25 protein-coding genes and 1 pseudogene are annotated in these 23501 nt (G+C 46.1%); 15 read left to right on the top strand and 11 right to left on the bottom strand.

Annotation, left to right across the window (positions count from 1 at the left end; all coding sequences use genetic code 11):
* Positions 1 to 151 precede the first annotated feature (151 nt).
* From JI735_RS34250 to JI735_RS34265, 4 genes are all read left to right on the top strand, one after another.
* On the top strand, positions 152 to 352 hold the full coding sequence (locus JI735_RS34250; protein WP_157771236.1) for a hypothetical protein: 201 nt from the start codon (positions 152 to 154) through the stop codon (positions 350 to 352).
* Between the two features lie 79 nt (positions 353 to 431).
* The gene (locus tag JI735_RS34255; protein WP_039832791.1) at positions 432 to 770 is read left to right on the top strand and encodes a hypothetical protein; all 339 of its coding nucleotides are present in this window, start codon (positions 432 to 434) and stop codon (positions 768 to 770) included.
* Positions 771 to 866: 96 nt separating this feature from the next.
* Positions 867 to 1076: a hypothetical protein gene (locus JI735_RS34260; protein ID WP_039832792.1), complete on the top strand. Its 210-nt coding sequence runs from the start codon at positions 867 to 869 to the stop codon at positions 1074 to 1076.
* Positions 1077 to 1154: 78 nt separating this feature from the next.
* On the top strand, positions 1155 to 2336 hold the full coding sequence (locus tag JI735_RS34265; RefSeq protein ID WP_039832793.1) for an outer membrane protein assembly factor BamB family protein: 1182 nt from the start codon (positions 1155 to 1157) through the stop codon (positions 2334 to 2336).
* Positions 2337 to 2720: 384 nt separating this feature from the next.
* Here JI735_RS34265 and JI735_RS34270 read toward each other — a convergent pair whose 3' ends face one another.
* Complete coding sequence (locus JI735_RS34270) at positions 2721 to 2996, bottom strand: hypothetical protein (RefSeq protein WP_039832794.1); 276 nt, start codon at positions 2994 to 2996, stop codon at positions 2721 to 2723.
* Between the two features lie 156 nt (positions 2997 to 3152).
* On the opposite strand from JI735_RS34270, the gene JI735_RS34275 reads away from it, so the two are divergent.
* The 5 genes and pseudogenes from JI735_RS34275 (at position 3153) to ltrA (ending at position 6235) form a co-directional block, all read left to right on the top strand.
* Entirely contained in the window at positions 3153 to 3542 is a 390-nt protein-coding gene (locus tag JI735_RS34275; protein ID WP_039832796.1) for a hypothetical protein, read from the top strand.
* 86 nt (positions 3543 to 3628) lie between these two features.
* Positions 3629 to 3712 (top strand): annotated as a pseudogene (locus JI735_RS38075) (S-layer homology domain-containing protein); the annotation flags it as partial.
* Between the two features lie 173 nt (positions 3713 to 3885).
* A complete protein-coding gene (locus JI735_RS38080) occupies positions 3886 to 3984 on the top strand; it encodes an S-layer homology domain-containing protein (RefSeq protein ID WP_411830159.1) in 99 nt (32 codons plus the stop codon).
* 74 nt (positions 3985 to 4058) lie between these two features.
* Positions 4059 to 4379 carry a hypothetical protein gene (locus tag JI735_RS34285; protein ID WP_202677785.1) on the top strand — a complete coding sequence of 107 codons (321 nt, stop codon included), beginning with the start codon at positions 4059 to 4061 and terminating at the stop codon, positions 4377 to 4379.
* Positions 4380 to 4834: 455 nt separating this feature from the next.
* On the top strand, positions 4835 to 6235 hold the full coding sequence (ltrA, locus tag JI735_RS34290; protein WP_039832799.1) for a group II intron reverse transcriptase/maturase: 1401 nt from the start codon (positions 4835 to 4837) through the stop codon (positions 6233 to 6235).
* Between the two features lie 86 nt (positions 6236 to 6321).
* Here the strand turns inward: ltrA and JI735_RS34295 are convergent, their stop codons facing one another.
* Both JI735_RS34295 and JI735_RS34300 read right to left on the bottom strand, forming a co-directional pair.
* The gene (locus tag JI735_RS34295) at positions 6322 to 7236 is read right to left on the bottom strand and encodes a copper amine oxidase N-terminal domain-containing protein (protein WP_202677746.1); all 915 of its coding nucleotides are present in this window, start codon (positions 7234 to 7236) and stop codon (positions 6322 to 6324) included.
* Positions 7237 to 7357: 121 nt separating this feature from the next.
* Complete coding sequence (locus JI735_RS34300; protein WP_157771237.1) at positions 7358 to 7660, bottom strand: hypothetical protein; 303 nt, start codon at positions 7658 to 7660, stop codon at positions 7358 to 7360.
* A 285-nt stretch (positions 7661 to 7945) separates the two neighbouring features.
* Between JI735_RS34300 and JI735_RS34305 the strand changes: the two genes are divergently transcribed.
* Both JI735_RS34305 and JI735_RS34310 read left to right on the top strand, forming a co-directional pair.
* The gene (locus JI735_RS34305; protein WP_039832803.1) at positions 7946 to 8713 is read left to right on the top strand and encodes a hypothetical protein; all 768 of its coding nucleotides are present in this window, start codon (positions 7946 to 7948) and stop codon (positions 8711 to 8713) included.
* A 301-nt stretch (positions 8714 to 9014) separates the two neighbouring features.
* Positions 9015 to 9248: a hypothetical protein gene (locus JI735_RS34310; RefSeq protein WP_157771238.1), complete on the top strand. Its 234-nt coding sequence runs from the start codon at positions 9015 to 9017 to the stop codon at positions 9246 to 9248.
* A gap of 985 nt (positions 9249 to 10233) precedes the next feature.
* Here JI735_RS34310 and JI735_RS34315 read toward each other — a convergent pair.
* From JI735_RS34315 to JI735_RS34320, 3 genes are all read right to left on the bottom strand, one after another.
* Positions 10234 to 10767, bottom strand: a complete 534-nt coding sequence (locus JI735_RS34315) for an IS630 family transposase (protein WP_039832805.1) — start codon at positions 10765 to 10767, stop codon at positions 10234 to 10236.
* 115 nt (positions 10768 to 10882) lie between these two features.
* On the bottom strand, positions 10883 to 11044 hold the full coding sequence (locus JI735_RS36720) for a hypothetical protein (RefSeq protein ID WP_233476557.1): 162 nt from the start codon (positions 11042 to 11044) through the stop codon (positions 10883 to 10885).
* Positions 11041 to 13014 (bottom strand): ATP-dependent DNA helicase, encoded by a 1974-nt coding sequence (locus JI735_RS34320; protein ID WP_233476558.1) that lies wholly within the window; start codon positions 13012 to 13014, stop codon positions 11041 to 11043. The genes JI735_RS36720 and JI735_RS34320 overlap by 4 nt, the downstream gene beginning before the upstream one ends.
* A gap of 509 nt (positions 13015 to 13523) precedes the next feature.
* Here JI735_RS34320 and JI735_RS34325 point away from each other — a divergent pair.
* The 4 genes from JI735_RS34325 to JI735_RS34340 all read left to right on the top strand — a co-directional run bounded on the left by JI735_RS34325 (position 13524) and on the right by JI735_RS34340 (position 19455).
* Entirely contained in the window at positions 13524 to 13997 is a 474-nt protein-coding gene (locus JI735_RS34325) for a hypothetical protein (RefSeq protein ID WP_157771239.1), read from the top strand.
* A gap of 106 nt (positions 13998 to 14103) precedes the next feature.
* Positions 14104 to 16161: a hypothetical protein gene (locus JI735_RS34330; protein WP_202677747.1), complete on the top strand. Its 2058-nt coding sequence runs from the start codon at positions 14104 to 14106 to the stop codon at positions 16159 to 16161.
* A gap of 109 nt (positions 16162 to 16270) precedes the next feature.
* On the top strand, positions 16271 to 19075 hold the full coding sequence (locus JI735_RS34335; RefSeq protein ID WP_202677748.1) for a hypothetical protein: 2805 nt from the start codon (positions 16271 to 16273) through the stop codon (positions 19073 to 19075).
* Positions 19076 to 19098: 23 nt separating this feature from the next.
* A complete protein-coding gene (locus tag JI735_RS34340) occupies positions 19099 to 19455 on the top strand; it encodes a hypothetical protein (protein ID WP_202677749.1) in 357 nt (118 codons plus the stop codon).
* Between the two features lie 1069 nt (positions 19456 to 20524).
* On the opposite strand, the gene JI735_RS34345 is transcribed toward JI735_RS34340, so the two are convergent.
* The 5 genes from JI735_RS34345 to JI735_RS34370 form a co-directional block, all read right to left on the bottom strand.
* Entirely contained in the window at positions 20525 to 20764 is a 240-nt protein-coding gene (locus JI735_RS34345; RefSeq protein ID WP_233476559.1) for a phospholipase D-like domain-containing protein, read from the bottom strand.
* The gene (locus JI735_RS34350; RefSeq protein ID WP_202677750.1) at positions 20749 to 21273 is read right to left on the bottom strand and encodes a phospholipase D-like domain-containing protein; all 525 of its coding nucleotides are present in this window, start codon (positions 21271 to 21273) and stop codon (positions 20749 to 20751) included. The genes JI735_RS34345 and JI735_RS34350 overlap by 16 nt, the downstream gene beginning before the upstream one ends.
* 691 nt (positions 21274 to 21964) lie before the next feature.
* The gene (locus tag JI735_RS34360) at positions 21965 to 22441 is read right to left on the bottom strand and encodes a hypothetical protein (protein ID WP_039832813.1); all 477 of its coding nucleotides are present in this window, start codon (positions 22439 to 22441) and stop codon (positions 21965 to 21967) included.
* Positions 22442 to 22460: 19 nt separating this feature from the next.
* Complete coding sequence (locus JI735_RS34365; RefSeq protein ID WP_039832814.1) at positions 22461 to 22754, bottom strand: helix-turn-helix domain-containing protein; 294 nt, start codon at positions 22752 to 22754, stop codon at positions 22461 to 22463.
* A gap of 6 nt (positions 22755 to 22760) precedes the next feature.
* The gene (locus JI735_RS34370) at positions 22761 to 23492 is read right to left on the bottom strand and encodes a metal-dependent hydrolase (RefSeq protein ID WP_202677752.1); all 732 of its coding nucleotides are present in this window, start codon (positions 23490 to 23492) and stop codon (positions 22761 to 22763) included.
* Positions 23493 to 23501: the final 9 nt, after the last annotated feature.

Below are 23501 nucleotides of genomic sequence, written 5' to 3' on the forward strand. Positions count from 1 at the left end.
ACATATGCTGCGTTTAACGTTTGGGCGTGATGTTGTGGCCGATTTGAGCATGTTAGAGTCGGAATGATAGGCGCATATAGCGCAGAAAGGAGAATGCGTATGGCCTGTTATAACTGTATTGCTGGTGATTTGGTTCAGGTTAACGGGATGGGTGAAACGGACGAATATCGGTTTGGATCATTTAGTGAAAGAAGGCCATGCCGTTGTTCCGCCGCAAGTTGGATCAAAGTCCTTTTTTGGAATGCCACAAATGATTGAATTTTTGAAGCTATACGCAAACAATCCAGATTATAAAGTATTTGAAGTTAGCCCACTAGGTATCAGTGAAATTAACGATTTCAATAGACATTGATTTATATGACTCTTGAAGTGGAAGGTTTAGTAATTGCCGTGGAGTCGATCAGCTGGACTTAAAATGAAGGAGGGCAAGCATGGCAAAGGCAAGGTATCAAGTAAGTTCTGACAAAGGTGCCACCTGGAAGTGTCGCTGGATTGATCGAACGAATTTTGATCCTCGGAAAAGTGTACTTAAGCCAGGTGATTACATTCAAACGCCCAAAGGGACTGTTGTTGTAAGTATCATAGAAGGGAAGCTATCCTCAGCGCCTATAGATGATACATTCCTGGTTGAATATAGATATACCTTTGAAGGAGAGGTCTTCAGCATTATTGCTTCATCAGATAGCGAAGCTGACTATTTCTTTGCTCAAGAACTATTGAACAAAGGAATTGTTGTCAGAACTGAGATTGGAACGCTGGAAAATAAATGATTTATATGACACCTAGTGTTGAGGCCCAAAAGGCTGCGGTGGAGTCGATCAGCTGGAAGTAATGAAAATACAATGTTTTTATAGGGAGGGCGAAGGTTGGAAGAATTCTATAGAGAGCAATCTGAAAAAGCTTTAAAAGAAATTGAACGGCTGAAAACAATGTATTTACATCAAATGCAAGAGATTTCAGATCTTAAAAACGAGAACAGATTTCTAAAGGATCAAATTGCTGGTAAGCCAATGACCGAGAGGGAGCAGCTGCTACTCCAGGTGGCCAACCAGATCATCAAAGAATTGGGTAAGTAACAGCTGCTGCATTGGAATCATCAGCTAGACTTAGAAATAACGTATTATCAATAATAAATGAAGGTTGAGGTTATTCATGTGAAAAAGAAGTTAGTTAGTTTCATTGTAGCAACCTTCGCTTTTGCTAATGTGACCGGGGTGGTTGCTGCAAAGAACTATGATTCGCTACCACAAGCAGTTTGGTCCCAGACGACAAATGCAGATTACATACCTATCCAGGAAGAGAGCTTCTTTGTCCCTGGTAAAGAAACATTGTATCTACATGTGGGAGAAGAAAGAGCTTCAGAGACTAAGGTTTGGTCACCCGATACACTTCGAGCCGTAGATCCCAAAACGGGCAAGGTTAAATGGGTATTCTCCTTTGCTAAGGCGGGATATGGATGGCCAAGTACAGAAGGCCCTTTTGCTTATGCACCCGATGGCACGGTATACGCCTATTTCTCGTCTGAGGGACTCCTTTATTCTGTGAGTCCTGACGGTAAGGAAAACTGGAGCAAACGCATAGGACGAGAGCTAGCGCTCTCTGATGGCAAGTTATATCGTATGGGGGATGGGACCTTAATCATAGCAGCTCAGAAATCAATGAAAATTGGTGCAGAAACGGTTCAATTCCTATCTTTCGATAAAAATGGTAAACAGAAAGTGAGTAAGGTGGTATCCGGAAAGTTAAATACAGTGACGAAGAATCAGATCGCCATAGAAGTAGTAACAAAGGAAGGCGATACTCAAAAAGTCGATGTGTATAATTCGTCCTTACAGCGCTCATTTCAATACAACTTCCCCAAAGGAACATATGTGAACTTTTACACAGCCTTTGCACTCGATGATGGTACCTTTATTTTTTCCGTAATTCCTAAACCTAAAACACAAAAACTGATAGCTGTATCACCACAAGGAAAAACCATATGGGGAAGAATTATCGATCAATTTGGGTTTGCTTTTAAAGCGGGGTCTGAATATTTGGTATTTAATACTCATACCAAAAAAATAAGTTTATTTAATCAGGAGGGTTTAGTAAAGGAAAGAATATTAGCAAATTTAACCTTGCCAGAGGGAGACGGTCTACCTACAGCGAACAAAACAGCGGATGGGAAGTTACTTGTGAATTTGCTTAGCAAACAATATATTTTTGATGCTAAAACGCTGTCCACAATACACGAATTTAATCAAATAAAAGGGACTATATTGGATTACCGACAGAACAGTGTAATTGTTTTTTCTTGGCAAGAAAATAAGATCTCTATGCATTTATTAAATTGAAGTGATAATAGAAAGATATTAAATTTCAGGCCGCTTGCAGAGAATCATTCTGTAAGCGGCTTTTTAATATGTACTTTGGTTACATAATTATAACTTCACAGAAATCCAATCTGAAGCTCAAAGCCTTTGCTGATATTATGAAGGATCCAAAATCGGAAAAAGCTGTCTCCCGGCTGCCGTAGCTGCAGATCGAGGGCCACTGACTTCTCCGATCGCCATAGCCGCCCCTGGGAATACAAAGCAAAAGCTTACGTACCGGCATTATCCAGAGAAACACCAGGAGCGATAATTGTCTTTCGGCGGCGGTAATCCCCGTGGCCACGCTGATGAATTCAGAGCCAAATGCGGACGAGAATCACAAATATCTGGGAGGTAACGATTCTATCAAAGTTGTTTGAAAGGTTGGATAGCTTCCGCTCCCCGTAAGTGAAGCATTGGCTGAGGCTCTTCAAGATCCCGCACATATTTTGAGTACGCCGAAACCGCAGACTTCAGAATGTTTTCGAATACAAATGGCTTTGTGCCGAATTGAAACGCACCTATACCCGCAAAGAAGACCGTAAAATGGTCGAGAACTTTGAGCTCTACAGCAATAGATTTGGGGCAGGATTGTTTGCGTGTTATGGTACGTCCTACTTGCACAGAATGAATAATGACCATGAACGTTTCCTCCGCCAAACCAAGACCCGCTACCGCCGAATGACGGGACTCCGGAGTAGGAATTGCCGCGCAGGTTGTCGTTACGCAGGAAGCGCTTAATGAGGCGCTTGCGCTGGCGGCCGCTGAAGGTGGGACAGTAAGCGGGTAGTCATTGCAGTGAATCAGGCCGCAGGTGCCGCAGCCTATGAGGTGTCGCTTCTCTCAGCAGCCTTGAGCGCAGCTGCGAATGGGCAGAGCCTGGAGATCCAAACCGCGGTTGGAACCGTTGTGCTTCCCGGAGGCATGGTGACTGCGGAGCGGGCAGCGCAGAATGCAGCGGTAGTACTACGGATTTCCGCAGCAGACGCCGGGTCTCTGCCCGCAGAAATGACTGCAGCGAGCGGAGGAAGACCGGTGGTTAAGCTCAGCCTCAGCATCGGCGGTAAGGAAATAAGCTGGCAGAAATCCCCGGCACAAGTTCAGGTCAATATTCCTTACCAGCTCACCGTCGCTGAGCTGTTGAATTCTGACAATTTGACAGTCCAATATAAGATCAGGCCGGAGTAAGCCATCCGGTTGCCAGCGGCAAATACGATCCCGTATCCGCAGCGGTTACGTTTATAGCCCGGCATTTCAGCACTTATGCAGTGGTGATGAACCGTATATCGTTCAACGATCTGGACGCTTCGCATTGGGCGAAGAAGCCGGTGGAAGTGCTGGCGGCCAAAGGGATAGTGAACGGCGTTTCCGCCGGTTCCTTCGCCCCGGCAGCGCAAATCACCCGTGCCGATTATGCGGTGATGCTGGTCCGTGCCTTTGGCCTGAACGGCAGCCCGGAAGCGGCAGCAACCAGATTTACGGATGTGCTGCCCGGAAGCTACTACTACGAAACTGTAAATACTGCCAAGGCATTGCCAGCGGTAATACCGATGGAAGATTCAACCCTGCTGGAATTATCACCAGACAGGAAATGATCGTAACGACTGACCGGGCATTGACTGCTGCCTGAGTTCAACTGCGGCTACCGATGGCAGCGGCACTGGAGACGCGGCAGCAGCGGCTGGAATCCGGGGCCTTACCGCTGTGGCGGATTATGCGGCTGAAGCAGTGAACCGCATGCTCCAGATCGGCTGGCTGCAGGGGAATAGCGGACTGATTCAACCAGAGGGCACAGAGCTGCAAGTGGAAACGAAAAATGATACAGCAGTTATCACAGACCACGAATTTGTAGAGACTGCTGCTTGCGGCCAAGCTAAACAACCCGAGGTTATGCTACGAATCATCGAGCGGTTTCAGGGGGATATTGAAACCATCAGTCAACGTATACGCATCCCGCGGGAGGATGCGGTTTCCCATATTGTGACGGAGCTTTTTGCCTACATTTATGTAGAAGACACATCATGAAAAAGCGGGCAACGTCTTGACGCTGCCCGCTTTGTGTGGTGCCCCGGCATGGGCGATAACTAGGCGGTGAAAGTCCGCTACAGGCTTGGCAGTAGGAACTGTTAGCCGAAGGCAAGGGTGTCGGTCGCGAGGCCGAATCTGAAGGAAGCCGGAGGCAAACCCTCGGTCTGACGAACAGAAATCACATATAAGGCATGATGAGACGGACGAGCTTGCCATGCAAAGTAAAGTCCAATACTGCCCGAATCTCATGATGTAGATGTGGCAGATAGATGAGGGGAAAGTTATCGCTCTTACCCGGGGAGGTCTCACAGACGTGCAATAGGGAAAAAAAATCCGAAACACGGAGTAAAGCTTGCTGTGAGAAGTCAGCAGATGCCATAGTACCGGTTTTTTTTGGGGGAAGGGCTGAACAATCGTAAGTCTTGAGTACAGACTGAAAGGAGATCGGTGCGATGAAAGCAGAATACCGAAAGGGCTGCCGGCAAAGAGATAGCGTGGAACGCGAAGGGTATGCAGGAGCGCGGAGCATCGAAGCTCGGGAAGGGAAAGAAAGGGACGGTGCAAAGGGCCAGATGGAACGCATCCTGAGCAGAGAAAATCTGAACAGGGCGTATAAGCAGGTCAAACGTAATCATGGAGCGCCCGGAATCGACGGAATGACCGTCGAAGCGGCACTTCCGTGGCTGCGGGAGAACAGAGACGAACTCCTGCAAAGTATCCGGGAAGGAAAGTACAAGCCAAGCCCGGTGCGGCGCAAGGAAATCCCCAAACCGGATGGAAGCGGCGTGAGAAAGTTGGGCATCCCGACCGTAGTAGATCGGGTGATTCAGCAAGCGATCGCGCAAGAACTGCAACCGTTGTTCGAGCCGACCTTCTCGGAAGGAAGCTACGGCTACCGCCCAGGACGAAGCGCCCAGCAAGCCATACGAAAAGTAAAGGCCTATGCGGAACAGGGCTATGGACATGCGGTCGAGATCGACCTATCAAAATACTTTGACACGTTGAATCACGAGCTTCTTTTAAACTTGCTGCGCAAGCGAATCCAGGACAACCGCGTCATCGACCTGATCAAGAAGTACCTGAAAAGCGGAGTCATGGAGAATGGCGTACGCCGGGCAACGGAGGAAGGATCGCCTCAGGGTGGACCGCTGTCACCGCTTCTAGCGAACATCTATCTGAACGAATTTGATCAGGAGATGGAAAGCCGGGATGTGACGATCATCCGCTATGCGGATGACATTGTCGTACTCGCGAAAAGCAGACGAGCAGCGCTGCGACTGCTGGAATCCAGCCGGACGTATTTGGAGAAGAAGCTCAAGCTCCACATGAACACGCAGAAGAGCAAGGTGGTCAGCGTCGTGGCACAGAAACATTTCAAATTCCTTGGATTTGCGTTAGGAAAGAACGGAAACGGCGTCTATATACGCGCGCACCGTCAATCTCTAGCCAAGGCAAAGAAGAAGCTGAAAGAACTCACGAGTCGAAAACAAGGCAGAAACGCCCGAGAGGTCATGGAGAACGCAAAGGTCTATATTCTCGGATGGATCGGCTATTTCTACATAGCGGACATGAAACGAATTCTGCAAAGCTGGAATGAATGGCTGAGAAGACGAATGCGGATGTACATCTGGAAACAGTGGAAGAAGCCTCGAACAAAGGTGCAAAACCTGCGAAAACTGGGGATACCGGAGTGGCAGGCTTACCAATGGGGGAACACAAGGCTGGGCTACTGGCGAATAGCCGGAAGCGCATTATTGAATCGCTCTGTAACAAACGAAAGGCTCGCACAGGCAGGGTATTATGACTTCCCTGCTCAGTACGAGCGCTTGCGTCAAGTGCACTCAAGCGATTGAACCGCCGTGTACCGAACGGTATGCACGGTGGTGTGGAAGGTCGGCTACTCAACTAATGGGTAGCCTCCTATCCGATTGGAAATGTTTTAAGATTTGTTCTCTTCCGGAATGTCAAAAAACTGATTTAAATTCATCCCCTTTGTCCCCAGGGTCTTGACTTCTCCGTTAGGCTCAACGAACCCGTAGTTTGCTTCTCCGACATGTCCCATAAATTCAAAATAAACTACACGACTCGTGATTTTTGGAAGTTCGCCGTCCTGGTTAGTGATTTTTAGAGGCAAAAAGAACAGGCCGCTGGAGGCTTTAACCGAATCAAAGGTAGCTGTCCATTTTTCCTCGCTGTGGTTTCCCACAACTTCGTAATATGAAATGCTGTTGCCGCCACCTAAGAAGAACTGGTCCGCTTTTCCTTCTGGGAAGTAATAATATTGGACACCACCGCCTTCGCTAGTGACTTTGAAGGCTTCCAAAGAGCTAACTTGGGGGAATTTCAGAGCTGCGCTTCGGGCTTCAGCCAGACTGGAAGAAGCCAGTTGTTTCGTTAGCTCTTCACTAGTCTTGGCGACGAACACGACCCGCTGTTTAGGATTCCACAGGACATACGCCCCCGTCGATTCTGCGATAAAACGCAAGGGAACCATAACACGGCCTTGTTTTAGGGTAGAGGCCGCTTCTAATTTCACTTCTTTATTCCCGATCTTTGCTGTTTTCTGACCCGCCACTAAGGTGATGGTTTCCCCGTCCCGGGTAAGGGTGACGGTCTTGGATGCGTTATTCCATTGTATCGAGCTGCCGGGTATTTTTTGAGCCACCTGTAAAGGCACCATGGTAGTTCCATTGGTAATATACGGGGCTGCATCCGTATCCGCGAAACGATTATTTATCCTAATTTCGATGGCTGAGGAAGCTGCGGAAGCCGTTCCCGTAGTCAAGGCGCTTCCTGCGATCAGCAGGGATGCGATGAAACATCCAATGACGCTCGTTTTCAAAAGCTTTTCCATCTTATTATATCCTCCTTGTTCCATTTTTGGTCATTCACTCCCTGCGATTTAGACGCACGGAAATCCAAAATGTTACTAAAAACAAAGAAGAAACTTTTATAAAGGAAGTTTCTTCTTTGTTTTAGATATGCCTGCTTCGGTTAGGCTGGGTCAAGTTTGGTAATGAGTGGGGCGAAGTTATAATGGTGAATTTGTCGGCGCTGGTGGGATCAGCAGGAGCCTTCTTAGTGCTGATTACTACGCGACTGGTGGAAGACAGATTGTCCGTCCACGTATTGTAAACCGCTCCCGCGGTGCCCATGCGCAGTTGGGTTTGCGAGAAGCTAGCCTGGCTGTACGAGCTGCCGCCCTGATCCTGCACGCCATTAATCATTTTGACTTTGTTATAGGTGCCCAGCAGTTTTTGGGTAGTGAGATCCCGCATGCAACTGATCTGCAGAGGCTGGATGCGCTGCGCCGGCGGCTGGTCCCACGGATCTAGCGGGTGCTGGGAGATCCGAAATATCTGCAGGAGATAGCCAAGCCGTGCCGGCAACGCAGATCCTATAACCCGGAGATCAGGAGAATCCTCACCGGCAGGCGGATCTTTGGAGCAATCATTACTGGTGAATCTGGAGCACGAGGTAACTACAAATAGCTTTTCTCTGCAACATCTTCTTTTTCCCATCGTATCACCAATATATCTGATTCAATTGAAAGGATGATTTTAATGACGGTGACAAATCAGGATATTTTTAATTTGCTTAAACAGGAGAATGATATTTTTAAAGAGTTGCAAACCAAGTCCAAAACGTTTTCTGACTCCATCCGCAATACTTCTTACATCTCTTTTATAATCATGGCTTTCCTTTCTGTGATATCTATTCTTCCTGTAGTTTTCATTTCTAATCCGGAAAATAAATGGGTTAAGTATTTGGTCATAGGTCAATTTGTTTTAACCTTTCTTTTTTTGCGGATAGCTTATTTCGCTCAAGTTTATTTTGCCCGTAAAAAGTACTCTCACTTCGTATGCTTATTGGATACAGAAAGTATCTTTTCACGGGTAATCTTTTCAACGAATCTCGCCCCTATGCGAGAAGCATATTTGTCAAAAGAATTACTGCCTACCATCTTGAGTCTGCCTGCTTCACAGAGAAAAACATTAATCAATGTGTATCTAAAAAAAGGAGAGAAGATTAAAAATAGTAACTGGTATATCATCACGCTTTTGGGTGTTATGCTGTTTGCCGTTTGGACAGGCTTTATCGGTGCCGTCATTGAACATGAGGAGTCATTTAACGGAATGATAGCATTATTATTCATTTTTTTGATTATCTCTATGGTTTTAACTGTTTTCGTGAGTGTGTACAAACACAACCTGGAACGGGCATTCTTAAAAAAGACATTTGACTATATGCTGCTCGCTGATATTATTACCAGGATTGATGCCTTAGCAGCTGCCGATAATCAGACCGATCCGTTACCTCCTACTCCATAATTTTTGTCGGTATATCGGTTTCTAAAAATATGGCCGTGAAACCCCGTCACCCCCTAAAAGCCCAAGCGACCAGCCATGTCGTTATATTGGGCTTTTCTGATGCGCTTATGCTGTGCAACCGGTGGTACCCCGCGGCACAGAAGATCGAATGCAGCGGAAAAGGGAGCCTTCGGGCTGCGCCGGAAGCCGCTGTTTGAAGAAAATAAAGTAAAAGACTGAAGTTGCTGATCTGACGCAGTTTTTTGGTTACAAAATCGTGAGGTATTGAGAAACAAGCTTTAGACTGAACAAACAGGAGAAGGTGTCCTACTACAAACAGATACTTATCATAGAAAATAAAGTAGTAGACCGAGTAATGTCCCTGCAGTTGGCCATCGGCGAACACATTATTGCCGTCAGCATGCCGATCCCGGACAGCCCGGTGCATCCAGAAGAACAACCAGGTACGCGAGCTGCAGGTTTGCCGCCGCACAGCCAGCCGATCACGCGGAAAGAACCAGGAGCACTAGTTGCAGGTTCGCTGCGCAGCCGTTAGCTAATCGGATCGTAATTAGCTTGTAATATCACAAAGTTCCAAAGTGGCAGATAGCCCCGTTCTTTCGTCTGGATAAGCCTGGAATCGCTACAACTGGCTTAAGATCGAAGATGACATGGGGTTCCGCAAGTCAGCGGCTCTATTTGAGAAGCTCCGGAACCAGTCCGGCCCTGAGCAGCTAGAAACATTGATTTATCTCCGGACTAATGGCATGCAGAACAGTGCCAGATTCGCATTATCGTCTTTATTCACAATAGCTTATTGGCCACATAATGCAAACTGTCCAATAGCTCACAAAAGATGCTTTACAAAGAAGGAGCGAAAGTAAATGAACATATCAAAATTTTTAAAAGGTATCAATCTCCTTGATAGTACGGTTGTAGCCGCGGCATATAACGAAGCGATTAAAGAGTTTCTGTTTGGTCGATACGGCAGGCCCGCAGGGTAGTGGTGAATCGCACCTTCCGTTTGCTAATCACCAAATGCTGAAAGGTATGCCTGTGCTCGACAATCTGCAGTACTGGGCAGGATGAAGTCAATGTAACGGCGCGCCGCTGGAGCAACCAGGAAGAGCCGTAGGATCGGGTGGTGGCCGGAACGCCGCAGTGCTAGATGTGCCAAGGGGGCAACATTCTCTTGTTATGTCCGTCGTGGCGGATTACGTCGGGTAGCGCGGACGGAAGTCGATTGTACTTTGAAGCAATAGTCATTGCCTTGCCGAAAATGGACAAGAGAATTGTACTATTGCAGAGTGATGCATATTAATTGGCCACACAATTCATCTCACATTCGAGAATTAGTAGAGTGCGTAACTGCTTGAGCTCCGCAAACATACCAGTGGCGATCAAACGCGTACTGAACTGCCTCTTAAGTATCACCCACGTTAAGGCAGAGATCGATGAAAGAGTCACCACCTATTGATCTTAAACCTTAAAAGTAGACAAGGCGAAATAACCTAGTACCTTGACCGCTTTAGATTTCAGGGTTACAAATGTTTTAATTTGCCCCTGGCTTCCTCGGATGTGAAATGCCACTGGACCGATTTTTGATCCAGGTTGCGCTTGACTTTCCAAGCCGTTACTTCTTGCTGTAATTGTTCAATCGAGCTAATTCGACGGTGCAGACATTGTATCGTCATTGCGCTCAATTCAATTTCAGCAATGTTTAGCCAGCTTCCATGCTTCGGTGTGTAGTGAATCTCCAAACGCTTTGCTAACGAGAGCGCTACGTCAGCAGAAAACGTTTCATACAGCGATGAGAGGGTGTGCGTGTTCAAGTTATCCATGACAAGTCGAATACGCTTCGCCTTTGGATAGTGGACGTCGAGCAATTCGCGGATCTGTTCTGCCCAATCCGATTTGGTCCGTCTTTGGCTCGCACAAACTTGGCGCCAACCGGCCAAAGGTTCTGTGAATAAAAACAGGGTGCAACTACCTTTACGCTCGTATTCATAGTCTTCCCGGCGTACCTTCCCCGGTTTCATCTTCTCCGGCGGGCGGGCATGATCAAGCAGTTGCACAGGCTGATCACCAGTTGATCATGCAGGCCGCCAGCACGTTACAAAGCCTGCGGGACTCTCGGGTCGAGGAAGCGCAGAACGAAAATTGTGACATTGACACTACTGAATTGCTCATTTAGGAGAGGAAATTGGCCGTCACCGCTGCTTGTAAGTTGTGCACGTCCTGATTGTCGGATGTCGCTTGACGTTCCATGAGCACCAGAAAGCTCAGCTGATTGGCAATTGTTCCGTCGCAGGCGTAGGAAGTTAAAGAACCAGATGGTATTGCTGCATTCAAGCAGTCATCTGTATCCCATTTTCTTCAACGAACCTCTGCAGGGCTGAAAAATCCTCGGTTACATTTTTAAACGGCAAGGCATCTAACACTGTGTCACGATAATCCCTGTTAGCTGCAGTGCAAAGACGCGAGTCGAGAATGCTTAGTACACCTAAGTCACTTTCACTCCGAATCAGACGCCCTGTACCCTGCCTTAATCGAATGAGCATGTCTGGCAGAAAAATTTCCTTTTGTGGATCCTTGGATGTTGACGCTTTATACTCGTACACAGGATCAGCTGGGACAGGGAAGGGTAACCGAAAAATGATAACCTGAGATAAGTCAGGCCCTTCTATATTAACACCTTCCCAAAAGACGCCAGTCCCGAGCAGTACCCCTTTGTTTGCTCGAAATTCCTCAATCACTTCATCCTGGGATGACCCTTCTTTTTGAACATGCAGTGACCAGGAGAGTTGTTCATTGCTTAGTTTTTCAAAGATGCATTTCATATCTTCCTTCGCAGAGAAGAGGACGAGCGTTCGACCCTGGGTAAGATCGCAAAGCTTGATCAGTTCTTTATAAGCAGCTTCGAGATATGCCTCCTTATTCTCATGATTGTAGTAAGGAATACAGTCAGCGATGTATAGCATTGCGTGATTGTCATAATCAAAAGGTGAGACCTGGCGGTCCATGTATTCCCCTATATAACCGAGAGTTTCGGTCATATAGGCGTACTGTTCATCCAACTTGTCTCCGCCTTGGCACAACGTCGCGGATGTTAAGACGACAGGAGTAGTGCCATTAAAGAGGGAGTACCGAAGAAGTTGACTAATCTCTTTGGGACAGATACTTATAGTAGCCACACGTTTGGAATTACTCGCCCAGATGATGTAGTTTTCCTCCACTCCGGCCAGTATATCGAATAGGTCGATCAATTCATTTATTTCCTCAATTGCATTGTCCACTTCCCGATCTTCCCGGGTAGTAATAATGGACAGGCCTATGTTAGTATCCCTTAGATACTGGGAGATCCGGTCATATGAAATTTTTTTCATCTCTGAAACTTTGATTCGATCATTATCCTGCTTGGCCATGCAACGAAGGTCCTTTTCTACCTGCTTAAAAACATAATCACAGCACTCTTTCAGGAATTTAAAACGAGAGAAAAGGCTACGGTCTCCTGTATGCTTAATTAGAATCTGCAATGTGTTATCTAGGATGCGACAAGCGCTGCGCAGAGTGAATTCGACCGTTCTCGCATCTCTAACCTTCGATTCTAGGTTATGGGCTTCATCGATAACAATTAGAGCAGTGCGTTCTGTAATCAATCCTTTTGAACTTTCTTTTTTCTTAATAAGGTCTCGGATTAAAAGATCCTGGTTCACGATGATAAAATCGATATCTCCAACCCTAGCATTTATTTTGGTTCTCATATCATAGAAGGAGCAGATGTTTTTATAAAAACACCTTTCAAAAGTGCAGTTATTTACACAAACCTTTGACCATTCAGAATCATTTACTCCGCCCTGAATATCCGATCTTTCATGAAATTCCATGTCCATGATTCCTTGTATAATCGTAGAGAGAGTGGACTCCGTTTTATCTTTGGGATCAAAAAGCTCGGTAGCTCTGTGACGGCATGCATATTGTCCCATGCCTTTACCTACAACGGAGCGGATCTTTACGAAGCCCAAACGGTTAGCAATTCTCCTCAAATCTTTGTGTATTTGTTCAGAAAGTTGTATAGAAGATGTCGCGATAATGATAGGTTGATTCACCATGAAGTTAATGTAAAGGCTGGGAATGAGATAACCATAGGACTTGCCAATGCCGACACCAGCCTCGATCATGGCGTTTTCACCATTCAAGTATGCGTAAGCAATGTCCAAGGACATATCTTGCTGGCCTATACGATCTTTGAGTCCATAACTTTTGTAATTATTAAAAATTCTAAATATTGCATCAATAAGAGGCTTTTCCATCCCTTTCATTTTTTCCCGCTTCCGCATTTGATAAATGTCCTCAAGCCAGCTAATATTGATCGCCCCTTTACCAATGTTTTCTATAAATCTATTATAGCATATAAAAGTACGTATGTTCTCATGAACAATAAAAATAACACCATATATAGAAATAAAAATATGATAATGTATCTATATATTGATCATGGAGGCGAAGTGATCTATTTACATACACACCAAGATTACAGGTTGTTATCGAACGAAAAAAAGACTGGCGACCCCAAATCCGCCAAGGATCAGCGGTGAACTGGGAAGCAGAAATCATCGCGCTTGCAGTTCACCACACGCTGGAAAAAGTCGATTAACTTTTCAGCTAAAGGCGGATCTTTGTGCGGCGCTGTATCGTTTTGTCAGGGAACAGGAAGCGTACACACCCTGCTGGTTGTTTGGTGGACAGGTGAACCTCGGAACCGTGCACTCGGAGTAAACCTGTTCCTGGAAGTGGTTGGCATCCAAGAGAGCGTCGACAAAGGATCTGCGTGCTGCCTGAGCCAAATGGCCAGGCAGCACCAAGTTATGCTGGTTGCGATGTCAATCGAGGTCTCAATATCGTTGCGGTATTTTTTAAAGAATATTGCGGATCATATATATTATTAAATGAAGAGGTAATACCAATGAGAAAGGGCTTTTTGGTTTTAATCATGCTTTGCTTTACTATGATCTTTACCCCAGGTTTTAGTCATCCAAAAGCAGAAAATAAAGATGCTATTGCTGAATTACAGGAATTTCCAACGAGATTTTTGCATAAAGAGATCAACAATGCTATATACGAAAAATATGGTACAGATTGGATTTTCAATCCTGTGAAAGTCTGTGGAGTAAAGGAACATATTTTTATTGAAGGAGTCCTACACCGAAGAAATAAAGTTAAAAACATTAAGATTAACCTTCAGAAACAAATATCCGAGTATAAGATGATTGATATATCAGAAGTATCAGCCAAAGAAAATTAAAGTTGTAGAATGCCTTTCCGGATGCGGATTGGTAAGTGATCCGTAGGCCTGGTACCATCAACTGCAGGGCTATTACCGTCCACGCTCAGTCTCCTTACCTTATTTTATGGATGCCTTGTTAACCGCTGAACAGGATGTCGGGTATGACTCAACTGGGAATATCTCAGCTAGCGCCATTCAAGTTTTTCATGTCAAAGGTTCTCCGTTTTCCCTGGATCAAAATGAAATCCGAGTCCACCCGCCTAACAACAGCAAAGGGAATTTTGGAAATATTCTGCCGCATTTGACCGTCACCAGAACGGGTATGCTGTGGGAGAAGAAGCTTAATCTTCCTGACAACGCCGGGGAGAACCTGCCTTGGCTTGCGCTGCTTATGCTCAGGGAAAGCGAATGGCCTGGAGACGGTAAGCCGATGAAGGGAACAGTCAATCAGTTTCAGCATAGTTCGGATACAACTCTCTACATCCCTCAACTAGAGGATGTGCTTTCGGAAGAAGCGGATACACTCTGTCAATATATCGAAATTACGGTCCAGCAGTTCCAGGAACTCATGCCGGACACGGACATCCATTCTCGAGGCCTCCGTTATTTTGTCGGCGCACGTACTAATCAAACAGATGAATCTCAGGGAATGTCTGTGATCACGGCGCACCGCTTCCCGCAAGTCGATCAGGACAAGAAGGACGGTAACCAGTTCAGAGTGTACCTGGTCTCCCTCGAAGGCTTAGAGTGTTGTCTCCAAGACAAATGGCCTTCAGGGATAGTAAAGGTTCGAATGCTGTGTTTGTATCACTGGTCGTTCACTTCAATTCCTAGCAATGGTGAGAGTTTTCATGAATTGATGGAACAGTTACTTCAACATACCTCTGGAAGCGATACCTGGCTGAGATATCCGCAGCTCATGCAGACAAGCGGAATTGAGCACATCGAGAACAGACGAAACGATGGTTATGTGCCGCATGTCTATCATACGAGATCGGGAGAGGAGACGCTTGCTTGGTACCGAGGACCGTTCGTACCCGTAAGCAATCCGCCCGAGCCAGTTATTAAATCCAGCAATACTTCCCAAGAAGCGATGGTTTATGACGGTGAGTATGGGACGTTTGATCTTTCCTATGCCGTAGCTTTCGAATTGGGGAGATTAATGGCTTTGGCCGATACCCAGTTTACAGTCAACCTCATGAAATGGAGGAAAAATCTGACCTCTTTATTTACCAAACATTACTTAACGGACGATGATGATACCCAAATCAACGATCGGTTTGAAGACATATTTTCAAATTCAGATTGGGCTAATAATGTGCAGAAAGCGCTCAAATATAATACCGAACAAACTGTCTTGACTCAAAAGCGAGTGGCTTGGAGAAGGGAAAGCCGCAGGCACAGACCGAACCCAATTAAAGTCATCGAACGGATAATGGACCGCAGGGATCTTTCATACTTTAACACCTTACGTTCAAGTGAGGAACAACAGAAGGTTACTGATTGGATCAGCGAAGCGGCCGAACATGTGGATATCCCGCTCTCACACATGGTACCTATGGATCAGATGCTACCCACCGAACATATGAGAGTGTTCCGGATCGATCCATCATGGATCCGTTTTTTTATCGAGGGAGCGACAAGTATCGGCGTGCAAACCAAGTTTGATGTATTCATGAATCAGAGGATTCGAAATGTAGCGACGCCTGGAACAGAACATCTTTTTGGTATGCTGTTAAGATCCGCGCTGGTTTCCGGCTGGCCTGCGCTACAGATTAAAGGCTATAACGATCATGGTGATGATGCTGGCACGGAAAACCCTCTGCGGCTGCAGGAGCAAGTTATGTTGACGATTTTTCGGGAAGTCCCGAAGAGAATCACAATTACGGAACCCCATGAAGGACTCAGCTACGGGATGAATGATGAAGGAACTATCACGGTCAGACATATTGAACCTCGCCAGATCGGAGACATTGTCAATGATAGCACAGGGCAACCGGTGAAAGTCCCCATCAAGAATTATATTGATCCAAACAATGGAGTCCTGAACGCTAATGAATGTATGTCTGAGCTGATTCGTAACATACCCGAGGCCACAGATGATGACCAGTGGATGCCGACTCACTTTAACCTGCAATTACTGAACGGAGCCGATCAAGGCGTATTTGAAATTCAACCCTGAAAGGAGTACTTGTTCCATGTTGAAGAATGGATTGTGCGTGCCTATGCTGCTGGATGCGCTTGTAGTGAACGATTATATCCGGCAAAACCGGCCTTTTCGGAGGCATCGAATGGATTATGCTATGCTGGATCAGTGGGACTCTCCTGAGCCGCCTCCTTTCGGAGATCTGGAAGACGACTTCCGCAATAATCCGGACAATAACGGGATTTACTTGCAGTGGGAATTGCCAAGCGGATTCACTCAAGTCATTTTGTCAAAGGACAAGCCGGATATTCGTTATCCGCTAGTTCCCAACCGCTGGCTGATTACCCGTAAGCTACATGGAGTTGATAGCTCCCCGTATGACGAATCGTGGATTGTTGTTAGCGATAAATTATGGCGTATTTCGTCAAAGGGCAGTCCCTATAGAACCCTCAATGAGGATTTTGAACGATTAAATTCCATCGGAGAGAAGAAGCGGTTAGAAGATTGGGAGGAGCTGCGTTTTCCCTCAGACTTGTTTTTAACAGCCGACGGTTGCGGCGACTTCACCTTCTCGGCTTTTCAACCGGGTAATGAAAATGTTTTCTCTATCCATGATCGGTTGGAGGGTATTCCGGCAGATACTGAAGTCGATCTCAATTATACGGTACTGGGGTGGTTCTCCAGTTCTCATGAAGATCCGTTACATCATGTTCGTTCGCGGGAGCAGCTACTGTCGATATTGAATAGGTATCAATGGGTGATCGATGATTCCGGTCAACTCCCTCGCCGAACCTTGCTGAAGGGAAACATTGAGCAGGTCCGTTGGGTCAGATCTGGCGACCCTGCCCGTACGCCACGTAATGAGAACCCCAATCATACGGTGACGATTGGTATGACATCAACCGACGCAATATGTGAGTTAATGGGAAGTATCAGTGGATCAAACTCCCAGTCATTTAGTCAACTGCTGGAAGTCTTTCTGTATGGACAGTTGGACGCACTGGGAGAGGCAGGAGGGGAGGAAACGATTGATGATGTTATTCATAAAACGGGCTTCCGCAGCTCACGCGGTGGTATTGTGTGGAAACTGGTTGACCGGAAGGAGTCTCAAGAACTACGCCCTCCTGCAGCTGTTACTCAGACGGATGATAGCTTTCAACTTCGTCATTTGTTAGCACAGCTTAATGTTCTTCAGCTTGCACTGGACGAAACATGCCGCAACGTATCTACCAGACAGCAGCAACTCTACGAAGCCTGGTGGAAATGGAAGAAGAAATGCCGTAGAGACGGATGTGCGGAGGCGGTTCAATTATCCAGGTTATTTGAAACCTTAGACGACCAGCTTGGGCAGCGAGATCGGCTGTCTGAGGATGTTAAGGAATTCGTGGCTATAATCAACGACCATCTGACTCAAACAGGGAGCACAAAGCAATTAACATGTGAGGATATGCCCCGTTTTTGGTCGCCGAGTGATCCTGTGGTGTTGATCTCCGGTTACCACAAACAATTGAATCTGCCAGCGCGTCCAAATATCAATTGCGTGGTCTATGAATTTAGCGAAAACTTTACCGAAACATCAGCAGGAAAGTTGCCTGAGTTTGTGTCCGAGGGTCTTTTGCTCCCCATCCCCGATGAAAGAAAGCAGATTTGGGAGCAACCCTGGAAACCGCTTTTTTTGGAGTGGGAGGCAGAGTGGACAGCGATACCTTACACAAGCGCCAATTGGCAATTCGACGGACGAGAGCTGCGTTGCGCCGATCACCCAACAATGCAACCGTCTCAAACCTTTTGCGGCCGTACCTATTTGGGAGCACACTCCGCATTCTCAATCAAAGATAGGCTGCAACACTATGTGGACCATCATCCGGAACCGATCAGCATTCCATTAATGCTTAGAGAATTCATTGCAGGCATGGAAGAGTGGGATGTTCTGTCACAGACACTTGGTGGGCTACATCGTCAACTTTTGCAACACAATCCCCAAATGCATCCCATCCCTATAGGGGAGGAGGCGGAGGATATGGCCCCTCTGCTGGAAAACCAAAGCACAGCCATGCCCTTTGCAGCCAGTATTTTGGACAGCAGTCGGGAGTCTTTGTTCCAACCGATCCGCAGCGGTCACCTTAAGCTGAAACGACTGGCAATAGTCGATGCTTTTGGACAAGTTGAGGAGATTGAGATGCCCTTAACGCCGACCTTCATTGCCGAATCCTTGCGCACCGACAGCGAAACGCTGGGCATTGCAGAACTGAAGCCGCGTATTGTTCAAGGTGCCCGGCTTCAGTTTCACTGGGTGTCGTCCGAACGTGATGAAGATGAGTTGAACATGTCTCCAGAGGCACAGCCCGTTTGTGGATGGGTACTTCCGAACCATTTGGACAGGGGGCTGACGATATATGATCCGTACGGTAAGATCCTCGGGGAAGTGAGGTTAAATGGACGGGTGGGATCTCCGGGAACGACTGTTTGGGAACCTGCTCCCGAAGTTGTTTCCTTGTCTGATCTTGCTTGGCGCGAGCGCAACCGGCATTTGGAGCGTTTCATCCATGGTCTGACCCATGCGCCGGACCAGGGCGGAGCATTAAGCGCATTATTGCCAGCGATTGATGAGACGTTGTGGGTGATTAACCCAAAGGGGCGTTCATTCGACAAATCGTTAAGCGTCTTAATTGGCAGGCCCCTTGTTCTGGCCAGAGTTAAGTTATCTTTGGAGTTGGATGGAGAATACTTATTTCATCCTAAACACTTCCCACTGTTTCGCAACCGCCCAGATTATGTAAAGAAGAAATTTAAAGTAAAACTGGGCAACCTGTACTCTCCAAAGGATGGGTTAATTGGTTACTATTTAAACGACGATTATACAAAGTTCTATTGCGTTCACAAATCCAATCGAACTAATTCGCCATATCTGGAGGAGATTGGAGAAGCTTCTTTTTTGAGTTACCACTGACGAATAGACCGATCTATGCGACTTTGCTTTTTGATCCAGGTGCATCGATTTTCTCCTATACAGACGTGGTTCCAGCCAAAGCACTGAACTTGCCGGAAAAATACTATACCCAAGCGTTACAACGAATGGAAGTCTTCTTCCGGGTCGGACCTGTACTTACAACTGTACTTGAGCGAACGCCCGATGCCAGTCGTATCATCATGCCGACGCCGCATTTGACCTCCGGAGAGTGGACCTGGTTTGAAAGAAGTCGCACGGATGAAAACAATTGGGAGCCTATGATTCCGGTAGACGAGGAGCAGAAGGAACTGCCTAGCCGAGAAGCTCCTACAATAAGAGATGGGCTGCTGCGGCTTAAGCTCGGCGAAACACAGTCATAATAGTCCTAGATGTTTGAATTAACGCATCGGTAAGTAGAGCGTATCTGTCCGTCAATACCAAGCCCAAAAGGTAATAGGAGCGATAAAGACGTAGAGGGAGGAGAAACGAGAAGGGGCGCTTAGAGTTGGGTGGCGGCTAGACCCTCATATGAAGGAGCGGGTCATGGCTACGTCTGCTTGATCCGCGGCAGCGCGGCTGGAGAGCGAGGAAGTAAAACATCGCGCGGCCAAGGAACCACGAAGGGCGGTAGGGAACGTTAACGGTCGGATCGCGGCAGGAGGACGTGCCAAGTGGCTACGTCCTCTTAGTCCGTGACAGCACTGCAGCGGACGCTGCTGACAGTCCGGGGAGAATCATCCGAATGCAGCCGGATCGCCGATAGAGCGCGCATAGGTACCAGGACGCCATCAATTCGCTCTGGAAGGAAGGCAATAAAAGAGGCCGGCGCGTCGCTGGGTAACTAGAAAAGGCGAGAGTTAATAGGAAAGTCAGTGGGAGCCGGGCCAGCTCGGAGAACAATGTGGGGGACCTCCTCTTTTTCAGCTTCAGCGGTCTGCGCCTCTACGATCACCGCAGTACGGATCGGGCGCAGCAAAATTGACGGCGCACGGCCTTATTGTCAACAGGTCTGGTTCGGCGCAGACCTCCCGGACGCCACACCTTCTATTGCATGCCTAGGCATCTGGAACATTAACACTGGGAAAATATCAAGGGCAGCCGGTCGAAAGTGCATGCAATAGAAACGAGGCGCTCGTACTATAAGGAAAGAACACGCGTTGGACGAAGGGTTTCTTTTGGACAGAACGATACGGGAACATAAGTTCTTATTCAGACATATGTACAAAATACGCCTTTTGTGTATATGTTGACAAAGACTAATTCTAAATCATCTGCCGGACACCTAGCTTGCTTGCGAGTCGTCGTCTCTTGTCAAACATTATACTGTTGACGCACTTATAAAATATTAAACTGGGGTAGGCCGTACTTTTATATTTATGTGCCCTGACTCGGAAGAAGCAAACATAAAGGACATCGTGCCGAATTGGCCCGATGTCCCTTTATACATTATTAGAACTGTTTTTTGAACAAGCGCATAAATTCATCAGCAAATTTTTTTACATAGTCTTTGTCTAATGCTGTTGCAAGTGTTTCCTCATTATGATTTGCAGTTGGTGTCCAATTATAAGAGCCATGCATTACATAATCCAAATCAATGATACAGAACTTATCGTGCATTCGGTTATAATTGTTCCACCCATGCCTCGAAATAACAGTTAACTCAAAATTAGCTTTTAAATTGGGAAGCAATTTGCTATTTGTTTCTTCATCAGAGATTGCGATACGGATGTTAAGTCCCTCTTCTTTTTCTTCAGCAACTCATCGTATATGGTTTTATTGGTAAACCATGCAACCGCTGCCCATATTAGAAATCTTGCATCTCGAATTCCTTGAATAATTGTTTCTTCAATTTCCGAGAAAACAACATCATGTTCCCTGTCTTCCTGAGTTTCTGAATAAAGCATTTGAGGCTTAATAAGAGTGGAACCTAAAGCATAATCATCAGATTCTTCGTATACATATCCTACTAAACCAGCTATATGATCTTTTAATTTGTTCGCTTCATTTATCAAGGGGATAGGTACTCTTAACTCTACATCTTCATAATGCTGTCCTGGACGTATAGCAAAAGCATATTTAGCAATTGAATTTACTTTTGAACGCCTGATAATTGGTAGTATTTTATCTCTATGTTCTTTAAATTTCTCATCAAATTTTAGTGTCTCGATCATTGTATTCACAAAAACCTGATAATCCATAAATACCCCCACATCACACCAATATTTTCTATAACTAATTTATCAGATTATATCATCGCGGTATTACGATATCAATTTAATGAAGGAAGTTTTTGTATGAATGAAAAGGATAACTATCTGAAAAACGCAAAGCTTTCCACCGAACAGAAGCCTAATATTGCTACGCTACCCACTTTACTAGGCGTGATCAAAGTTGCAGATCGTACCCGACTCCGGACGGGCGCCGTTGTCCGTTCGGAGTTATGCGGAACTGCCACCGCTGTTTGCCGGGGTGTACGAAGATGCCGCTGGCGCAGGTCATTCCGCTAGGCTGCAACCATCTGCGCGGATGGTTGCAGCCGGTTCTGATCATTCCAACGGTCCGTCGCAATCTGCCAACAGGTGAGCGGAGTGGTCACCTGTTGTGGTTGTCTCATGACATCCGCTTGCAAGTGGGTGAGTTGAAGCCGCCGTTTACTCCGGTCTGTGGCCGTTCCATCTCCAAATGTGAATAGGCGGCACGTTAGCAATATGGGGAAGATTATTCACGCTTCGGCGTTGCATGAATAGAAGTTCTTTTACAAGTGCAAGGTCAACATTTACGGCATATCCATCAACCATCATTTTGCGGATAAGTCACTAAGCTAGGTCATACCCCTGCATCCAGCATGCTGCTGAAAAGCGCATTGCCACCCAAATTCGATCTCTTTCATTAGATCATTTCATTTCCTATATTTTCACAAGCTAACTGGTTGATACTTGCAAACACACTGTCGTTGTGATGAAAGGTAGACTCTTCAGCTTTTATCGCAGCTTGAGCGATTTCCTGCATGATGAAAGCTGCATTTCCAAGAGTGAGTTTTGTATTCGTGATTTTTACTAATGCCGCTTGTTTCTGTTTTATGATTTCTTGTGCCTGCTCTAACCGTATCTTTGTGTGCTTCCTGGCTTCTCGGAAAATATCAAGGGTCTCCTTGTCAAACTCCTTTTGTCGATCTCTCTGATAAATTTCAAAATGCGCTGCATCTATTGTTAGAAACACATCTTGAAGTATTGCTTCAGGTTTTACGGGGTGAGTGACACCATTTGAAGATGAAACTCGAAACAGTTCCCTGGTGTTGCAGTTCATAATCAAAGTTGATCCGTCCAGCAGGGTGACTTTGATCTCTCTCGCCGGTTCTTCTTTCATTTCTGTTCTCTCCTTTTGCTTAGATATGGTTCGGTTCGTAACCCTTAGGGTCAGTTTCAGAAAACATTCGGCAGAATACCAACGCCTGGAGCTGTCGCGAAGATTTTGTCGATGTTTTTTTTAGAATATTCCCAACGTGATTTTTAATTGTTTTTTCAGATATCTTTAGAGAAGCAGCGAGGTCTCGATTATTGTATCCGTGAAGGGTCAAATTCTGGACGATCTCCAGCTCTCTTCCGGTCAATAAAAATTCATTTTCAAATCTCAAATAAAAATCATCTGCGACGATATTGCTAGCTGATTGTTGACTCATTTCTTATCATCCTATTCTTATTGAATTTATATCTATGTTGCGGAAGAAAACAAACCAAAGGAGAACAAGTGTAAGACCGATACAGACGTTTTCAACGATAGTCCCGCTAAACTGTCCAGTGCTCATTAGACGTAGCTTTAGGCGGAATTTGAACGGTGGTAATGGTCGTATGCCATGATTGGTAATCGCATCGGCCAGAAGATGGAGTAAATATGATAGTCCACCGGCAATCCAAAGTATCTGGTCATATGAATGAGTTGAAAAATAGAGCAGGGCTGTCCAGCCAAGGACACCGTAAAATGTATGCGTTAATCCACGGTGCGGTACCAGCGCACAAACGATTAATAGGCAGCCGATTATGTAACCCCAGGGAATAAACACGTGGCCAAATAGAATCAGAGTGACTCCAAGAAGAACCATGATCACATTGCGGAAGGTGCGGGTAGGAACAAAGCTAATTAACAAAGCGAGTAGTGAGATAACCACATTCCACGGAGCCATTGCTGAACCAAAGAAAAAAGAGAAAGCTGCGAAACCAAGCACGAGGAGCTTGATCAAACGCACGAGCCCGGTAGGTATCGTTTTCGAGACGATTAATGAATTGGGTTCGTCAATGTCAGGCAGCAATGAACTAACGGCAGCCACTGCGATTACCGGTAAGGTAATGTGGGCATCAGCTAATCCTAAAACAGATAGGGTTACTCCTGTACTAATTGCCAAATGTGCCTTTCCCATCATATAAATCAG

It is taken from the genome of Paenibacillus sonchi, from assembly GCF_016772475.1.
Classification (GTDB): Bacteria; Bacillota; Bacilli; order Paenibacillales; family Paenibacillaceae; genus Paenibacillus_AQ; species Paenibacillus_AQ sonchi.